The 15,323-nt window shown below is 66.4% G+C and carries 17 protein-coding genes; 9 read left to right on the plus strand and 8 right to left on the minus strand.

What is annotated here, in order from left to right:
- Positions 1-3: 3 nt before the first annotated feature.
- Positions 4-1,287, minus strand: coding sequence for a tRNA uridine-5-carboxymethylaminomethyl(34) synthesis GTPase MnmE (gene mnmE, locus PVT71_RS05540; protein WP_353473509.1), 1,284 nt, complete (start codon positions 1,285-1,287; stop codon positions 4-6).
- A gap of 24 nt (positions 1,288-1,311) precedes the next feature.
- Entirely contained in the window at positions 1,312-2,595 is a 1,284-nt protein-coding gene (gene rho, locus PVT71_RS05545; protein ID WP_353473510.1) for a transcription termination factor Rho, read from the minus strand.
- Positions 2,596-3,134: 539 nt separating this feature from the next.
- Here rho and PVT71_RS05550 point away from each other — a divergent pair.
- From PVT71_RS05550 to dnaQ, 4 genes are read left to right on the plus strand one after another with little or no spacing between them, the layout of a single operon-like run.
- Positions 3,135-3,734 (plus strand): nucleoside triphosphate pyrophosphatase, encoded by a 600-nt coding sequence (locus PVT71_RS05550; RefSeq protein WP_353473511.1) that lies wholly within the window; start codon positions 3,135-3,137, stop codon positions 3,732-3,734.
- Positions 3,731-4,561, plus strand: coding sequence for a shikimate dehydrogenase (locus PVT71_RS05555; RefSeq protein ID WP_353473512.1), 831 nt, complete (start codon positions 3,731-3,733; stop codon positions 4,559-4,561). The genes PVT71_RS05550 and PVT71_RS05555 overlap by 4 nt, the downstream gene beginning before the upstream one ends.
- Complete coding sequence (coaE, locus tag PVT71_RS05560) at positions 4,561-5,151, plus strand: dephospho-CoA kinase (RefSeq protein WP_353473514.1); 591 nt, start codon at positions 4,561-4,563, stop codon at positions 5,149-5,151. Before PVT71_RS05555 ends, coaE begins: the two co-directional genes overlap by 1 nt.
- On the plus strand, positions 5,144-5,836 hold the full coding sequence (gene dnaQ, locus PVT71_RS05565; protein ID WP_353473515.1) for a DNA polymerase III subunit epsilon: 693 nt from the start codon (positions 5,144-5,146) through the stop codon (positions 5,834-5,836). Before coaE ends, dnaQ begins: the two co-directional genes overlap by 8 nt.
- Before the next feature lie 22 nt (positions 5,837-5,858).
- Here dnaQ and secB read toward each other — a convergent pair whose 3' ends face one another.
- Positions 5,859-6,368 (minus strand): protein-export chaperone SecB, encoded by a 510-nt coding sequence (gene secB, locus PVT71_RS05570; RefSeq protein ID WP_353473840.1) that lies wholly within the window; start codon positions 6,366-6,368, stop codon positions 5,859-5,861.
- A 69-nt stretch (positions 6,369-6,437) separates the two neighbouring features.
- On the minus strand, positions 6,438-6,950 hold the full coding sequence (locus PVT71_RS05575) for an FxsA family protein (RefSeq protein WP_353473516.1): 513 nt from the start codon (positions 6,948-6,950) through the stop codon (positions 6,438-6,440).
- 104 nt (positions 6,951-7,054) lie between these two features.
- Between PVT71_RS05575 and PVT71_RS05580 the strand changes: the two genes are divergently transcribed.
- Genes PVT71_RS05580 through PVT71_RS05590 form a run of 3 tightly spaced genes read left to right on the plus strand, consistent with a single transcriptional unit; the run spans position 7,055 to position 9,365 of the window.
- Positions 7,055-7,714 (plus strand): Tim44/TimA family putative adaptor protein, encoded by a 660-nt coding sequence (locus tag PVT71_RS05580; protein WP_353473841.1) that lies wholly within the window; start codon positions 7,055-7,057, stop codon positions 7,712-7,714.
- Positions 7,711-8,778 carry an MltA domain-containing protein gene (locus PVT71_RS05585; RefSeq protein WP_353473517.1) on the plus strand — a complete coding sequence of 356 codons (1,068 nt, stop codon included), beginning with the start codon at positions 7,711-7,713 and terminating at the stop codon, positions 8,776-8,778. The genes PVT71_RS05580 and PVT71_RS05585 overlap by 4 nt, the downstream gene beginning before the upstream one ends.
- A complete protein-coding gene (locus tag PVT71_RS05590; RefSeq protein WP_353473518.1) occupies positions 8,775-9,365 on the plus strand; it encodes a Smr/MutS family protein in 591 nt (196 codons plus the stop codon). Before PVT71_RS05585 ends, PVT71_RS05590 begins: the two co-directional genes overlap by 4 nt.
- Before the next feature lie 15 nt (positions 9,366-9,380).
- Here the strand turns inward: PVT71_RS05590 and idi are convergent, their stop codons facing one another.
- Positions 9,381-9,896: an isopentenyl-diphosphate Delta-isomerase gene (idi, locus tag PVT71_RS05595; RefSeq protein ID WP_353473519.1), complete on the minus strand. Its 516-nt coding sequence runs from the start codon at positions 9,894-9,896 to the stop codon at positions 9,381-9,383.
- A 149-nt stretch (positions 9,897-10,045) separates the two neighbouring features.
- Between idi and PVT71_RS05600 the strand changes: the two genes are divergently transcribed.
- Positions 10,046-10,459, plus strand: coding sequence for a c-type cytochrome (locus PVT71_RS05600; RefSeq protein ID WP_353473520.1), 414 nt, complete (start codon positions 10,046-10,048; stop codon positions 10,457-10,459).
- A gap of 79 nt (positions 10,460-10,538) precedes the next feature.
- Here the strand turns inward: PVT71_RS05600 and PVT71_RS05605 are convergent, their stop codons facing one another.
- Complete coding sequence (locus PVT71_RS05605) at positions 10,539-11,666, minus strand: polysaccharide biosynthesis/export family protein (RefSeq protein ID WP_353473521.1); 1,128 nt, start codon at positions 11,664-11,666, stop codon at positions 10,539-10,541.
- Between the two features lie 143 nt (positions 11,667-11,809).
- On the opposite strand from PVT71_RS05605, the gene PVT71_RS05610 reads away from it, so the two are divergent.
- Positions 11,810-12,421 carry a sugar transferase gene (locus PVT71_RS05610; RefSeq protein WP_353473522.1) on the plus strand — a complete coding sequence of 204 codons (612 nt, stop codon included), beginning with the start codon at positions 11,810-11,812 and terminating at the stop codon, positions 12,419-12,421.
- Here the strand turns inward: PVT71_RS05610 and PVT71_RS05615 are convergent, their stop codons facing one another.
- Both PVT71_RS05615 and PVT71_RS05620 read right to left on the minus strand, forming a co-directional pair.
- Positions 12,422-13,096 (minus strand): YjbF family lipoprotein, encoded by a 675-nt coding sequence (locus PVT71_RS05615; protein WP_353473523.1) that lies wholly within the window; start codon positions 13,094-13,096, stop codon positions 12,422-12,424.
- Positions 13,093-15,231: a YjbH domain-containing protein gene (locus PVT71_RS05620; RefSeq protein WP_353473524.1), complete on the minus strand. Its 2,139-nt coding sequence runs from the start codon at positions 15,229-15,231 to the stop codon at positions 13,093-13,095. The genes PVT71_RS05615 and PVT71_RS05620 overlap by 4 nt, the downstream gene beginning before the upstream one ends.
- Positions 15,232-15,323 lie beyond the last annotated feature (92 nt).

Raw genomic sequence — 15,323 nt, forward strand, 5'->3', positions numbered from 1 at the left:
TCCTTACTTACCCAGGCAGAAGCTCGAGAAGATCTTGTCCAGAAGATTTTCCACGTCGACGCGGCCGATGAGGGCTTCGAGGCGGCGAATCGCGACCCGGACTTCTTCTGCAGCGATATCGTACCGCTCGGGGCCGAAATCAAGCAATTCCAGCGCGGTTTCCAGTGCAAAGGCGCCTTCCTGAAAGGCGATCCGGTGCCTTTCGCGTGTCGCGAGGCCGCTGGATTGCACCCTTTCGGAGAGGGTGGCGCCGATCTCGGTGATCAGCGCCTCGATCCCCTGCCCCGTCGCGGCGGAAATCGCCTTCGCGTCGCCCGAGAGATCCCCCTTCGAGCGGCGGACGATGTCGCCATGACGTGGCGTCACGTCGAGTTGCTCGTCAGCCTCTAGCAGGAAGACGCGAAGATCCGCGAGTTCCGCACGGTCACGCGCGCGCTGGATGCCGATTTTTTCGACCGGATCCGCGGCCTCGCGCAGTCCGGCGGTGTCGAGCAGCGTCACCGGAAGCCCGGAGATTTCCATGCGGACCTCGATCACGTCACGGGTCGTGCCCGCGTGTTCCGAGGTAATCGCCGCGTCCCGTCCAGCCAAGGTGTTGAGAAGAGTTGATTTTCCGACGTTCGGACGGCCGATGATCGCGACCTCGAAGCCGGATCTGATACGTTCCGCCGCGTCAACGCCGGCGAGCTCGCGTTCCAGCTCGGCCTTTACCTTGAGGAGCGCCGCACGCACGTCCTCGGTGACGTCGACGGGAACCTCCTCGTCGGCGAAATCTATGGTGACCTCGAGCAGAGAGGCGGCGAAGATCAATTCCTCGCGCCAGGCGTCGACCTTCTTGCCGAGCGCGCCGACGAAGATCGTCATGGCCTGGTTGCGCTGACTCTCGGTTTCCGCCTCGATGAGATCGGCGAGCGCCTCGACCTGCGTGAGATCCAGACGGTCATGTTCCAGCGCACGGCGGGTGAACTCGCCGGGCTCGGCCTGGCGGATCCCGTCCATCGCGGCAAGTTCGCGCAACACGGCGCGCAGGATCGCGATGCTGCCGTGCAGGTGGAACTCGACCACCTTTTCACCGGTGAAACTGCGGCCTTCGTCGAAGACCAGGACCAGCGCCTCGTCGAGCACCTGCCCTGCCCTGTCGGTCAGACGGCGCAGCGCGGTGCGGCGCGGCTCGGGAACGGATCCGCAGAGACGGGAACAGGCGTCCCATGCGGAGGGTCCGGAGACCCTCACCACGGAAACGCCTGCTTTGCCGACCGCGCTGGCAAGTGCGAAGATCGTATCCATCCCCGCCTCCTTTGCGGCTTGTCTTTAGCTGTTCATCGAGTCGAAGAACTCGCCGTTCGTCTTCGTCTGCTTCAGCTTCGAGAGCAGGAATTCGATCGCATCGGTCGTGCCCATCGGGTTGAGGATGCGGCGCAGCACGAAGGTCTTCTGCAGGTCGACCTTGTCGGTGAGCAGATCCTCTTTCCGGGTGCCCGACTTGAGAATGTCGATGGCCGGGAAGACGCGCTTGTCCGCGACCTTGCGGTCGAGCACGATTTCCGAGTTACCGGTGCCCTTGAATTCTTCGAAGATCACCTCGTCCATGCGCGAGCCGGTGTCGATCAGCGCGGTGGCGATGATGGTGAGCGAGCCGCCCTCCTCGATGTTCCGCGCCGCGCCGAAGAAGCGCTTCGGACGCTGCAGCGCGTTCGCATCGACGCCACCGGTCAGGACCTTGCCCGACGACGGCACGACGGTGTTGAACGCCCTACCAAGTCTTGTGATCGAGTCGAGAAGAATCACAACATCTCGTTTATGTTCAACGAGGCGCTTGGCTTTCTCGATGACCATTTCCGAAACGGCCACGTGACGGGTCGCGGGTTCGTCGAAGGTCGAGGAGATCACCTCGCCCTTCACCGAGCGCTGCATGTCGGTGACTTCCTCGGGACGTTCGTCGATCAGCAGGACGATCAGGTAGCACTCGGGGTGGTTCTTCTCGATCGAGCTGGCGATGTTCTGCAGCAGCACCGTCTTACCGGTGCGCGGCGGCGCCACGATGAGCGACCGCTGGCCCTTGCCGATGGGCGCGACCAGGTCGATGATCCGGGCCGACTTGTCCTTGATCGTCGGATCCTCGATTTCCATCTTCAGGCGCTCGTCGGGATAGAGCGGCGTCAGGTTGTCGAAGGCGATCTTGTGGCGCGCGCGCTCCGGATCCTCGAAGTTGATCGCCGAGACGTCGACCAGCGCGAAGTAGCGCTCTTCGTTGTCGGGGGCACGGATCTCGCCCTCGATCGTGTCGCCGGTGCGCAGCGAGTACTTCCGGATCATGTCCGGCGAGACATAGATGTCGTCGGGACCCGGCAGGTAGTTCGCCTCGGGCGAGCGCAGGAAGCCGAAACCGTCCTGCAGAACTTCCAGAACGCCGTCGCCGAAGATGATCCAGCCCTCGTCCGCGCGCTCGCGCAGGATCTGGAACATCATCTCGCCCTTGCGCATGGTCGAGGCGTTCTCGATCTCGAGTTCCTCGGCCATCGCCAGGAGATCCTTCGGGCTCTGCGCCTTGAGATCGGACAGGTTCAGACGCTCGATGCTTTCGGCATCAGTCATGCATTCCTCCGGGCCGGGGTCGGCCGTAGCTTTCGCAGGTATATTCTTGGTCTTCTGGGAAGGTCCCACCCGGACGGGTGTTGAGAAGATGCCTATCCCCTCCCCCCCTCGAAGTCAATTCCTGCCCGGACACAGGCTCGCGGCGCGGCCTTACGAAAAATTAAGAAAGAAAAAAGAAGAGATGATTTTGGTTAAGGGTAACCCGACTCCAGTGGATAAAATGTTTCACGGAGCTCTGTCCACGGCGGATCCCTCTGTGGATAGATCTGCGGAGATCTGTCGGCGGAGCTTTGGGCGAATCTTCGTTCGGATCATGTAAAAAAGGCCTTTGAATGGATAGACCCCCACTGGGGATAGATCTTTGAAAGATCTCGCGGGATCCGGTTCTCCACAGTGGGGAGTTATCAAAACCCACAGACTCAGGAATCACCGTGACTCTGCGGGAGCCTGAAGAGATCTCCCCAGCCTTGAAACCGGGGGCGATTTTCCCCAGAAGCTTCCCCTGACAAAGACCCAACTGTGCGAACAGGTTTATCCCCATGAGTCTTCCGCTGATCCTCGCCTCCGGCTCGCAGATCCGTGCCGATCTGCTGCGCGCCGCGGGCGTTCCCTTCGGAATCGAGGTGGCGCGGGTCGATGAATCCTCGATTCGCGACTCGCTCCTGCAGGAGGGCGCGCCGCCGCGCGACGTGGCGGATGCGCTGGCCGAGTACAAGGCGCGCAAGGTGGCCGCCCGCAATCCCGGCGCGCTGGTGCTTGGCTGCGACCAGGTGCTGAGTTGCAACGGCAAGCTCTATTCGAAGCCGGAAAGCCCGGAAGAGGCGCGCGCGCAGCTCATGGAACTGCGTGACCAGCGGCTTCACCTTCTTTCCGCCGCGGTGATCTACGAGAATGCCGAGCCGGTCTGGCGCCACGTGGGTGTCGCGCGTCTCAAGATGCGCGCCTTCTCCGAGGCCTATCTCGACGACTATATAGAGAGAAACTGGGACAGCCTGCGCAGCTCGGTCGGAGGCTTCAAACTGGAGGAGGAAGGCGTGAGGCTTTTCGCGAGTATCGAGGGCAGCCATTTCACCATCCTGGGCCTGCCCCTGCTGGAGCTTCTCGGGTTCCTCGAAGTTCGCGGGGTGATTGCGGGATGAGCGGCGAAAAGATCCCCCTGGCGGGCGTCATCGGCTCGCCCATCTCCCATTCGCGCTCTCCCCTGCTGCACGGTCACTGGCTGCGGACCTACGGCCTGCCCGGTCACTACATCCCGATGGACGTGCCCGCGGCAAAGCTTGAAGAGACGCTGCGGCTGCTGCCGCAGATCGGCTTCGTGGGGGTGAACATCACCATCCCGCACAAGGAGCGGGTGATGGAGATCGCCGACGTCGTGTCGGACCGCGCCACGCTGATCGGGGCGGCCAACACGCTGACCTTCCGCGAGGGCGGCATGATCTATGCCGACAACACCGACGGATACGGCTTCATCGAGAACCTTCGGCAGGGCGCGCCCGGCTGGCGGGCCGATACCGGCCCGGCGGTGGTGCTGGGTGCGGGCGGAGCCGCGCGGGCGGTGATCGCCTCGCTGCTCGAGGCGGGCGTGCCCAAGCTCTATCTCAGCAACCGCACCCGGTTGCGCGCCGAGAAGCTGCGCGAGGACTTCGGCCAGCGCGTGCACGTGATCGACTGGGTGCACGCGGGCAACGTGCTCGAAGAGGCGAACCTGGTGGTCAACACCAGCTCGCTCGGCATGGTCGGGAATGCCGAGCTGCGCGTGCCGCTCGACGGGCTCCGGCCGGGCACCTTCGTCACCGACATCGTCTACACGCCGCTCGAGACCCGGCTCCTGCGCATCGGGCGCGAGATGGGCTGCACCTGCGTCGACGGGCTCGGCATGCTGCTGCACCAGGCGGTGCCCGGCTTCGAGCGCTGGTTCGGCAAGCGCCCCGTGGTGGACCAGGCGACGCGGGCCGCGGTGCTCTGATGCGCTTCCGGCTCGGCCTCACCGGCTCGATCGGCATGGGAAAGTCGCAGACGGCGGCCTTCTTCGCCGAGGCCGGTTGCCCGGTCTGGGACGCGGATGCGGCGGTGCACCGGCTCTACGGTGCCGGCGGCGCGGCGGTCGGCCCGATCGCGGCGGCCTTTCCGGCGGCCGTCACGGACGGCGCGGTTTCACGTGAGGCGCTGCGCGGGATTATCGCGGCGGATCCCGGCGCGCTGGCGCGGATCGAGGCGATCGTGCATCCGCTGGTGCGCGAGGACCGCGCGCGCTTTGCCGAGTGCCATCCCGGGGCCATCGGGGTCTTCGACATTCCCCTGCTCTACGAGACCGGATCCGAGGCCGAGTTCGACGCTGTGGCCTGCGTCACCGTCCCCGGGGAGATCCAGCGCGAACGGGTGCTGGCGCGCGGCACGATGAGCGAGGCGGATCTCGACCGCATCCTTGCCCGCCAGATGCCGACTGCCGAGAAATGCGCCCGCGCGGATTTTGTGATCACAACGGACACGCTGGACCATGCCCGCGCGCAGGTTCAGGATGTGCTGAAGGAAATCGAAAGGCGGACCGATGCGTGAGATTGTTCTCGATACGGAAACAACGGGCTTCGAACCGGAGCAGGGCGACCGGATCGTCGAGATCGGCGCCGTCGAGCTCTACAATCACGTGCCCACGGGCAAGGTCTACCACCAGTACATCAACCCCGAGCGGTCGATGCCGCAGGAGGCCTTCGAGGTGCACGGGCTGGGTGACGACTTCCTGCGCGACAAGCCGGTCTTCGCGAAGATCGTCGACGACTTCCTTGCCTTCATCGGCACCGATGCCAAGCTGGTGATCCACAACGCCACATTCGACGTGAAATTCCTGAACGCCGAGCTGAAATGGGCGAACCGCCCGCTGCTGCCGAAGGATTGCGCCATCGACACGCTGATGATCGCGCGCAAGAAGTTCCCCGGCTCGCCCGCCTCGCTCGACGCGCTCTGCCGCCGCTTCGGCATCGACAACTCGAGCCGGACGCTGCACGGCGCGCTGCTCGACAGCGAGATCCTCGCGGATGTCTACCTGGAACTGATCGGCGGCAAGCAGCCCGACCTCGTGCTGGCGCCGGTCTCCGCCGGGCGCTCGAACTCGGGCACGGACGAGGAATGGCGCCCGGCGCGGCGCCCGGTGCCGCTGGCCTCGCGGATCACCGATGAAGAAAAGGCGGCTCACGCCGCCTTTGTCGAGAAACTCGGAGAGAAGGCGCTCTGGTCGCGGGGCTGAGGCCCCGCCACCCTGCCCGCGCTCAGGCGTCGAGCTTGCGCTCTTCCGGAGCCGGCGCGCTGGCCTGCTGACGGCGGAGGATCTCGTTGCGGTAGAGCGCGACGAAATCGATGGTCTCGAGGTTCAGCGGCGGGAAGCCACCGTCGCGGGTCACGTCCGACACGATGCGGCGCACGAAGGGGAAGAGCATCCGCGGGCATTCGATCAGCAGGAACGGGTGCAGCTGCTCCTGCGGCACGCCTTCGATGTTGAACACGCCGGCATAGTCGAGCTCGAGCAGGAACAGCATGTCGCCGCTGGCCTTCGACTTGGACTCGACCTTCAGCTTCAGCACCACCTCGTACTGGTTCTCGGCCGAGCGCTTCTTGGCGTCGAGGTTGACCTGCACCTGCACATCGGGCTGGACCTCGCCGCTCACACCCTTCTGCGCGAGGATGTTCTCGAAGCTCATGTCGCGCACGAACTGCGCAAGCACGTTCATCTTCACCGCCGCCGGGGCCTGCTGCGCCGCTGCCGCGCCGTTTTCGTTCATTTCGCTGATTTCAGCCATGAGAAGCTCCTGTTGGATTTTCCTCCGGAATAGCAGCCCCCGGCTAACGGCTCAATGCTTAGTCCAGCCTGACCCAGGGTGATTGGGGCGCTTGGAGCCCGGGATCTCGGTGAATTCCCCCTCGATCACGTCATCTTGTGCGGCGGGGCCCGGACGGTAGGGCTCGGTGCGCGGTCGTGCGCCCGTGGTGCTCTGACCACCCATCTCGATGCGCTGCACCTTGATGCGGCTCGACAGGTACCGCATCACCCAGTCCCGCACCGCCGGGATCAGCAGCGCGAAGCCGCAGGCGTCGGTGAAGAAACCGGGGGTCAGCAGCAGCGCGCCCGACAGCAGGATCATCGCGCCATGGGCCAGCGGCCGCGTCGGATCCTGCAGCCGCGAGAACGAGCTCTGCAGGTCGGTCAGCGCCCGCAGACCCTCGCGCCGGACCAGCGACGTGCCGAGGATGGCGGTCAGCACGACGATCAGCAGCGTCGGCCAGAGACCGATCAGCCCCCCGACCTGGATGAACAGCGTGATCTCGATCAGCGGCACCGCGACGAATGCCAGAAACAGCCACATGGCCTCTCTCCTTTTCCGTGGGAGCGCACCGGTAGACTTGGCCGCGCCCAGTGCCTACATAGGAAGGCACCAAGAGATTTTCCATGTTTGCCCAAGAGGTGCCGATGAATATGCCGATCGTCCAGCTGCTGGTACTTGCCGCGATCGCGATCTTCCTGATCCTGCGTCTGCGGAGCGTGCTGGGCACACGCGACGGGTTCGAGAAACCGCCGGTACAGGCCCCGAGCCGCCGCGACGACAGCCGTCGGGGCTTCGAGGTGATCGAGGGCGGACCGGATCACGACATCATCGACCACGCGCCCGAGGGCAGCCCCGCGGCCAAGGCGCTTGCGCGCATGAAGGCGGTGGAGCCCAGCTTCAACGTCGGGGAGTTCCTCGGCGGTGCCCGCGGCGCCTACGAGATGATCCTGATGGGCTTCGAGCGCGGCGAGGTCGAGGAGCTGAAGCCCTTCCTCGCGCCCGATGTCTATGACAGCTTCGCCGAGGTGGTCGAAACCCGCCGCCAGCAGGGGCTGACCATCGAGTCCGAATTCGTCGGCGTGCGCGAGATGTCCCTCGTCGACGCGAGCTTCGACGAGGACAGCGGCCTTGCCGAGATCACCGTGCGCTACACCGGCGAGCTGACCTCGGTGGTGAAGGATGCGACCGGTTCGGTGATCGAGGGCAGCCCGACTTCGGTGAAACGTCAGAAGGACGTCTGGACCTACGCCCGCAACATGGGTAGCGACGATCCCAACTGGCAGCTGGTCGCGACCGACGAATGAAGGGCGCGATCCGGGCGGCCGTGCTGACAGGAGCGATACTGACAGGTGCCATGGCCGCTGCGGAAAGCGATACCAGCTACGAGATCCTGAGCTTCAGCGATCTCGACGGATGGGCGACGGATGATCATTCCGCCGCCCTTTCGGTTTTTCTAAATACCTGCCGCGACATGAACGATCCCGACTGGGTGTCGCTCTGCGCCTTGGCGCGCGATGCCGGCGACGCGCGGGAGTTCTTCGAGCTGTTCTTCCGCCCGGTGCTGATCTCCGGCGCGCCCGAGGATGCCGAGGAAGGCACCGGCGGGCTCTTCACCGGCTATTTCGAACCCGAGATCGACGGCGCGTTGCAGCCTGACGAGCGCTACAGCCACCCGATCTACCGCCTTCCGCCCGAGATCGGGGAAACCGAGGGCCCCTGGCTCACCCGCCGCGACATCGTCACCGGCGACGCGATGAAGGACCGCGGGCTCGAGATCGCGTGGATCGCCGATCCGGTGGAGCTGTTCTTCCTGCAGGTGCAGGGTTCGGGCCGCATCCGCCTGCCCGACGGGCATCACCTGCGGGTGGGTTACGGCGGTGCCAACGGCCATCCCTACCGCTCGATCGGCAAGGAGCTGGTTGCGCGCGGCACCTTCACCCCGCACGAGGTCTCGGCCCAGGTCATCAAGACCTGGGTGCGCGAGAACCCCGAGGACGGGGCCGAACTGCTGATGCACAACCCCTCCTACGTGTTCTTCCGCGAGGTGAACGAGGTTCCGGCCGATCTCGGCCCGCTCGGCGCGATGAACCGCTCGATCACCGCGCTGCGCTCGATCGCCGTGGACCCGGCCTTCGTGCCGCTGGGCGCGCCTGTCTGGATCGAGAAGGAAGGCGCGGAACCCATGCACCGGCTGATGATCGCGCAGGACACGGGGTCCGCCATCAAGGGCCCGCAGCGCGCCGACATCTTCATGGGCACCGGCGACGAGGCCGGGCGCCGCGCCGGCACGATGAAGGATCCGGGCCGCCTCGTGGTGCTGCTGCCGATCCAGCGCGCCTATGCGCTGTTGCCGGAGTCGGTGCTGTGAGCCGCCGCAAGCTGCGCCCCGAGGAGGTCGAGCTCTGGGAGCTTGTCGCGCGCAGCGCCGAGAAGCTGCCCGGGCGCAAGCTGGCGCCCGAAGCCCCTGCCGCGAAACCCGCCAAGCTGCGCAAGCCGGTGCTGCCGCGCGACCCGGTGCCCGACTTCGCGCTGGGCGTGCGGGCGCCGAGCCCGCAGGAGCGCCACGACTTCTACGCCTCGACCTCGGACCGGCTGTCGCAGGAGCCGGTGCGCATGGACGCCAAGGCCTTCGGCCGGCTCAAGCGCGGCAAGCTGCAGCCCGAGGCACGCATCGACCTGCACGGCATGACGCTGGACCAGGCGCATCGCGAGCTGGCGGGCTTCATCCTCGGCACGCATATGCGGGGGTTCCGGCTGGTGCTGGTGATCACCGGCAAGGGTATGCGCGAGGACCCGCATGACCCGATGCCGCGTCGGCGCGGCGTGCTGAAGACGCAGGTGCCGCTGTGGCTGCGCCTGCCGCCGCTTTCGGCCTGCGTGTTGCAGGTCGCCGAGGCGCATCTCAAGCACGGCGGCGGCGGGGCTTATTACGTCTATCTCAGCAAGCGTCGCTGACGCGCCGCGCCGGGCTCAGCCGAGGATCATCTCGACATGCTCGGCAAGGTAGATGCGCAGCCACGGCGTGAAGGCCTCGGGCCTTGCCTCGATCCGGGCCCGCAGCTCGGGCAGGGTGAGCCAGTCCGTGTCCATGACCTCGGCGGCGTTCGGGGCGGGCTCGGTCCCTGCCCCGGCCTCGGCGACGAAGATGTCCACCAGCTCGTGCTCGGTCATGCCGCCGCCCACCTCGGCGCGGTACTCCACCTGCCCGCGATACACCGGGTTCAGCCCGTGCAGGCCAAGCTCCTCGTCGAGCCGGCGCAGCGCGCAGTCGCGCGGCGTCTCGTCCCAGTGCGGATGGGTGCAGCAGGTGTTCGCCCAGAGACCCGGCGTGTGGTACTTCCCGAGCGCCCGGCGCTGCAGCAGCGTGCGGCCCTCGCGCATGACGAAGACCGAGACCGCCTTGTGGCGCAGCCCCCGGAAATGCACTTCGAGCTTGTCCGCCGGCACCAGCTGGCCGTCGATCCATGCGGGGATGTCCTGAGCCATGCCGCGCCTCCTTCTGAGGCGCCTGTTTCCCTTGTGCCCGCGGCAAGGTCAAGAAGCGGCGATTTCGCGGTCGCAGGCATTACGTCGCAGCGCATCCTGCGGCAATGTGATCTAAGCCCGTCCCAGGAGACGCGTACCGGGAGATGTGTATGTACAACAAGATGATACTGGCTGCCGCATGGGTGCTCGCCGCGGGAGCCGCGCAGGCCGGTGACGCCGAGGCCGGCAAGACCGTCTTCGAGCAGCGCTGCCGCGCCTGCCACATGATGCAGGCCGCCGACGGCACGCTCGTGCAGAAGGGCGGCAAGACCGGCCCCAACCTCTACGGGGTGATCGGCCGGGTCGCGGGCAGCGAGGACGGCTACCGCTACAAGGCCTCGATCGTCGCGGCGGGGGAAAAGGGCCTCGTCTGGGACGAGGCGAGCTTCACCACCTACGTGCAGGACCCCTCGGCCTTCCTGCAGGACTATCTGGGCGACGCCGGCGCGCGCTCGGGCATGACGTTCAAGCTCAAGAAGGGCATGGAGGACGTCTTCGCCTACCTCGCCTCGGTCTCCGAGTAGGAATTTTCCGCGACACGGAACGACAAAGGGCACTCCCGCGGGAGTGCCCTTTCCTTTTCGGTGCGTGCGGATGGCGCCGTCAGAACGCGTTCGCGACGTTCACCGTGCGCTGCGTCGTGGAGACGCCGGTGTTCACGATGCTCAGCAGCGTCTGCAGGCCGGCCATCGGGCTTTCGGTGGCGAGCACGACGTCGTCGGGGTAGATCTGGAACTTGCGCGCGGCAAAGAGACCGTCGGCGCTGGTCAGGTCGAAGGTGAAGACCACCTGCTGCATGTTCGGCGCGCTGCCGTCGGAGCGCAGCTGGCGCGGGCTGTATTCGCGCAGCACCATGACCCCGGTGGGATCGGCGCGCACATCATAAAGACCGCCGACCAGCGACAGCGCCTCGAGCGCGTTGATCTCTTCCTTGGGGAAGTTCACCAGCGTCTGCCGCGACGAGGCGCCGATGCCGGTGAAGGTGCGGTAATCCTCCTCGACGACGACGGTGTCGCCCGGCAGCAGCAGCGTGTTGTAGCGCGCGTCCTGCATCAGCGTGCGGGCCGAGATCTCGTAGGTCGCACCCTGGCGGATGAGCCGCACCAGCGGGTTCTTCAGGCTGGTGCTGATCCCGCCGGCGTCGGCGAAGAGCCCGAGGATCTTGTAGTTGCGCGAGGGCATCGGGAAGCTGCCGGGCTTGGACACGCCGCCGACCATCTCGATGGCATTGCCGCGGCCCTCGGTGAGGCTGACCTGCACCTGCGCGGTGGGCACGATCGTCTCGAGCTTTTCCTGGATGCGCTGGCGGGCGACGTTGGGGCTGAGCCCGCGCACGAAGACCTCGTCGACGTAAGGCAGGAAGATCGCGCCGTTCGGGCCGACCTCGATGCCGGGAAGGATCGTCGATTTCTCCGACCCGTTGGTCAGCAGCGAGTTCTCCTGGCTGTCCCAGATGCGGACCTCGAGCAGGTCGCCGGTCTGGATCACGCTCTGGTTCACGCCGGTCGAGGTGCCGAGCCAGTTGCTGTCCATCTCAGGGCCGGTGCGCGGCCACGACGCGATCAGCGGCATGTTCGCCCGGCTCACCTTGATCACCTGGAAGCTGGGATGCGCCTTGTCGGGCTGAGACAGGATCTCGGACTGCACCGCCGCACCGCGTGGCAGAGCGCAGCCCCCGAGAAGAGCAAGGCTCGCCGCCAGGGCGATGAAACGTCGCGAGAAAGTCAGCACGGTGAACTCCAGGTCATTCGGAGGGTTTCTAAAGCTCTGACCGGGGTGATAGACAGTTTCAAGCTTCGGGAAAAGGCGATGGTATCCCGGGTGGGCATTTCTTCGCAACGCGTTGCGCGGTTGCATGCTGGGAGAGGACGGGAATGACGGTCACGAAGCGGTTGCTGGACATTGCAATTGCCGCATTTCTCCTGATCCTCCTGTCGCCCCTGATCCTCGGAATCTGCCTCGTCATCCTGCTGCGCGACGGCGGGCCGGTTCTTTACCTTTCCGAAAGGATGAAGACGCCGGACGAGGGCTTCCGGCTGTGGAAATTCCGCACGATGCGCCCGGATGCGGGCGACCGGGGCGTGTCAGGCGGCGACAAGTCCAGCCGAATCTCTGAAACGGGAAAATTTCTCAGGCAGTATCGGCTCGACGAGCTTCCGCAGCTCTGGAACATCCTGCGCGGCGACATCAGCTTCGTCGGGCCCCGCCCGCCGCTGCGCCGCTACACCGAGATGTTCCCGGAGCTATATGCCGAGGTGCTGCGCGCCCGGCCCGGGGTGACCGGCCTTGCCACCCTCGCCTTCCACCGCACCGAGGAACGGTTGCTCGCGCCCTGCCGCAATGCCGACGAGACCGAGGCGGTCTATTGCCGGCGCTGCGTGCCGCGCAAGGCAAGGCTCGACCTGATCTACGCCCGCCGCCGCAGCCTCTGCTACGATCTTCGCCTGATGGCGGCGACCGTGGTCAGGCGCATTGGGCTGCACTGATCAGCGCTGGAGCTGCTGCATCGTGATGTAGCCGGTGGTCTCGCCCAGCCACTGCCGCGAGGCGACGATCTCGCCGCCGTCATCGACCACGTAGTAGTCGACGAAGGGCGCGCCGGTCTCGCTGGTGCAGGCTGCGACCATCTCGGTGCCGGTGGTCCGCACCTTGCCCTGCGCCGCCTCGACACGCTTGTCCGGCTCGACGTTGCAATGGTAGCTGATCTCTTCGGTCACGTCCTCGGGGGTGAGGAAGCGCTGCACGTAGACCGCCTGCCCCGCCTTGCGCCCGCGCACGAGGCCGAGCACGCGGTCCTCCTCGACCGACATCAGGTCACCGCCGAGACCGCGCGTGCCGGTGATCATCCCGTGGCGCAGCACGATCGCCTGGCGCTCGGCCGTGGCATAGGTCCGGTGCTCGCCGTTCTGCTCGATCTGCAGCGCCAGCGCCTCGGACTTGCGCTCGACGATGCGCAACCGGATGACCGGCAGATCGGTGGCCGCGAGCGTCTGGGCGACGGCCTTCTCGGAGATGCCCGCGGGCTCCTTGTCGTCGCCGCCGAAGATGGTGGCATAGGCGCTTTCCAGGATCGGGTCGCGGCGCTGGTCGTTGCCGCAGGCGGCCAACGAGGCGATCACCCCTGCAAGAAGCGCGACGCGGCAGGTTTTTTCGAAGGTCATCGCCAGAATCTTCCCCAGGAAGCGGCCACGTCGGGCTCGTGATTTTCGCGGATACGCTCGTAGAGCCGGTTGTCGATGGCCAGTTTCGCGCCGCCGTCCCGCTGCACCGAGCGCAGGGTCAGCGTGCTGTCGTTGCGCGACGGCTGGCCGGTGCCGATGGCGACCGGGATGGTGAACATCAGGCCCTTGTCGAACGAGCCCTCGCCGAAGTCCTCGGTCGAGACGTCGGTGACCGTGGCAAAGGCGCCGATGCGCCAGCCGTTGACGAACTCGCGGGTGAAGGTCAGCGTCGCGCCGGTGTCGCCGGCGATGTAGCGGCCGACGTCGAGCTGCGCGTTGAAGCCGCCACCGATGTCGTAATAGGCCGAGACGTGGCCGTTCACGTGCGGGAAGCTGCGGGTGATGCCCGAGACCGGGTCGGTGGTCTCGTTGCCCTGCAGGCCGAACAGCATGTCGAAGTCGCGCCGTTCGACGTAGTTGAGCTCGGCGCCGAGCGCGAAGCGGCTGTCGACCGGCTTCCACAGGAGCTCGGCCGAGGCGCCGGCGTACATCGGCTCGAGATAGCCGAGCGTCAGGCGGCTGTAGAGCTGCGAGGCGGGCTTGCCGTAGAAGGCCAGCGTCAGGCGCGGGATCTTCGGATCGGCCTCGCGCGCGTAGTCGCCGTAGTCGGTGCGCACGCGCGGCAGGTGCGATTCCGAAACCCGCGTGACCTCGTCGAGGTTGCCGACCACCTTCTTGTTGATCGAGCCCGAGGCGATGATGTTCGGGGTGATCTGGAATTCACCGCCCAGCGACGCGCCGATGTCGATGCGGAACGGGCCGTCGGGGTCGAAGGTGCTGTAGCTGTAGTAGGGCGCCAGCGACCACAGGAAGCGCGGGTATTCCTCGAGCTCCATCCGCGGCGTGTCCTTCGGCGCCTCGTCGAAGCGCGTGCGGGCCAGCATGTCGACCGCGGCCTCGTTCTCGAGCGCCTCGAGATCCGAGCGGCGCAGCGTGATCGCCGAGGCGGGCATGCCGCGCTCGGAGGGAACGATGACGAATTCCTCGACCGAGCCGGGCAGGATGCGCGACATGATCCGGGCGGCACGACCGACGGCCTGCGCCGGTGCGCCGTAGGTGTCGTTGCGCAGGCGCAGCGTGGCCCGGCGCGGCTGCAGGTCGAAGCCCTCGAGCGCGAGGTCCTCGCGGTCGAGGCTGCGGGCGAGCCGGTCGCGGGTCGAGGCTTCGGCCGAGACCATGTCGGCGGTCCAGCCGAGATCCGCGGCATCGGCGGCAGAGCGCGGGCTGACCGGGGTCGGCGCGCTTTCGATGCCGCCCGGGATGCCGAGCGTCTTGGGGTTGATCGCGTAGGTGACCTGCGCTCCGAACGTGTTGCCGTAGGCGTAGTAGAGCGACAGCTGCGTGCCGTTCTTGAAACGGTAGTCCATGCCGAGGTTGATCGGCGACTCGTGCTCGAACCCGGCAAGCTCGGTCTCGGTGACATACTCGTCCGAGGAATATTCGAGCTTGAAGGTCAGCCGCTCGTTCGGCGACCAGGAGATGCCGCCGAAGGGCGCGATGTCGCCGCGGAACCAGCGGTCGGTGGTGGGCTGGCCGCCGGTGCCGAGGATCTCCGCGGACCGATCGCCGAAGCCCTCGAAGCCGTTGTGGCTGGCAAGGCGCCCCCAGCCGAGACCGCCGGTCACCTGCACGCCGCGGCCGAGCGTCTTGGTCGCGACGAGGTACTCGGCGCTGTAGATGCCGGTTCCGATGAAGTCCTGCAGGCCGACCACCACGGAGGGCCGCCAGCCGCTCTCGGTCAGGATCTGGAAGCGCAGGTCGAAGCTGCGGTCGTAGTAGATCCCGTCCGCCGAGGCGCTGTGGTCGAAATCGCCGATGCCGGTGTAGCGGAAGGTGCCGACCAGCCGCGGCATGATCTGGAAGCTCACCGAGCCGCGGTTGGCCGTGTCCATGCGACCGTAGGTCATCCCCAGCGTCGCATCCGGTGCCATGTTGGCATCGGGCATGTCGATCAGGCCGGGAAGGCCGTAGAGGTTGAAGCTCGGCACCGTGTCCGCACGGACGGCGCCGGCCAGCACCGTTGCCAGTGCCGTGGCTCCGGCCAGCATTGCCGCGAATCCTGCCCGTCGTGCCATCACGTCCTCACTGCTCTTGCTCTCGCGCGTTTTGGACAGAGCTAGAGCCAAACCGGGCGACTGTCCATTCATCCGCGACCGAGCGGCGCGCG

This window comes from Salipiger sp. H15 (assembly GCF_040409955.1).
Lineage (GTDB): Bacteria > Pseudomonadota > Alphaproteobacteria > Rhodobacterales > Rhodobacteraceae > Salipiger.

Bases quoted from the DNA above. Each gene is read 5' to 3' on its own strand.
- mnmE (WP_353473509.1), bottom strand. From the start codon at position 1,287: ATGGATACGATCTTCGCACTTGCCAGCGCGGTCGGCAAAGCAGGCGTT.
- rho (WP_353473510.1), bottom strand. From the start codon at position 2,595: ATGACTGATGCCGAAAGCATCGAGCGTCTGAACCTGTCCGATCTCAAG.
- PVT71_RS05550 (WP_353473511.1), top strand. From the start codon at position 3,135: ATGAGTCTTCCGCTGATCCTCGCCTCCGGCTCGCAGATCCGTGCCGAT.
- PVT71_RS05555 (WP_353473512.1), top strand. From the start codon at position 3,731: ATGAGCGGCGAAAAGATCCCCCTGGCGGGCGTCATCGGCTCGCCCATC.
- coaE (WP_353473514.1), top strand. From the start codon at position 4,561: ATGCGCTTCCGGCTCGGCCTCACCGGCTCGATCGGCATGGGAAAGTCG.
- dnaQ (WP_353473515.1), top strand. From the start codon at position 5,144: ATGCGTGAGATTGTTCTCGATACGGAAACAACGGGCTTCGAACCGGAG.
- secB (WP_353473840.1), bottom strand. From the start codon at position 6,368: ATGAACGAAAACGGCGCGGCAGCGGCGCAGCAGGCCCCGGCGGCGGTG.
- PVT71_RS05575 (WP_353473516.1), bottom strand. From the start codon at position 6,950: ATGTGGCTGTTTCTGGCATTCGTCGCGGTGCCGCTGATCGAGATCACG.
- PVT71_RS05580 (WP_353473841.1), top strand. From the start codon at position 7,055: ATGAATATGCCGATCGTCCAGCTGCTGGTACTTGCCGCGATCGCGATC.
- PVT71_RS05585 (WP_353473517.1), top strand. From the start codon at position 7,711: ATGAAGGGCGCGATCCGGGCGGCCGTGCTGACAGGAGCGATACTGACA.
- idi (WP_353473519.1), bottom strand. From the start codon at position 9,896: ATGGCTCAGGACATCCCCGCATGGATCGACGGCCAGCTGGTGCCGGCG.
- PVT71_RS05600 (WP_353473520.1), top strand. From the start codon at position 10,046: ATGTACAACAAGATGATACTGGCTGCCGCATGGGTGCTCGCCGCGGGA.
- PVT71_RS05610 (WP_353473522.1), top strand. From the start codon at position 11,810: ATGACGGTCACGAAGCGGTTGCTGGACATTGCAATTGCCGCATTTCTC.
- PVT71_RS05615 (WP_353473523.1), bottom strand. From the start codon at position 13,096: ATGACCTTCGAAAAAACCTGCCGCGTCGCGCTTCTTGCAGGGGTGATC.
- PVT71_RS05620 (WP_353473524.1), bottom strand. From the start codon at position 15,231: ATGGCACGACGGGCAGGATTCGCGGCAATGCTGGCCGGAGCCACGGCA.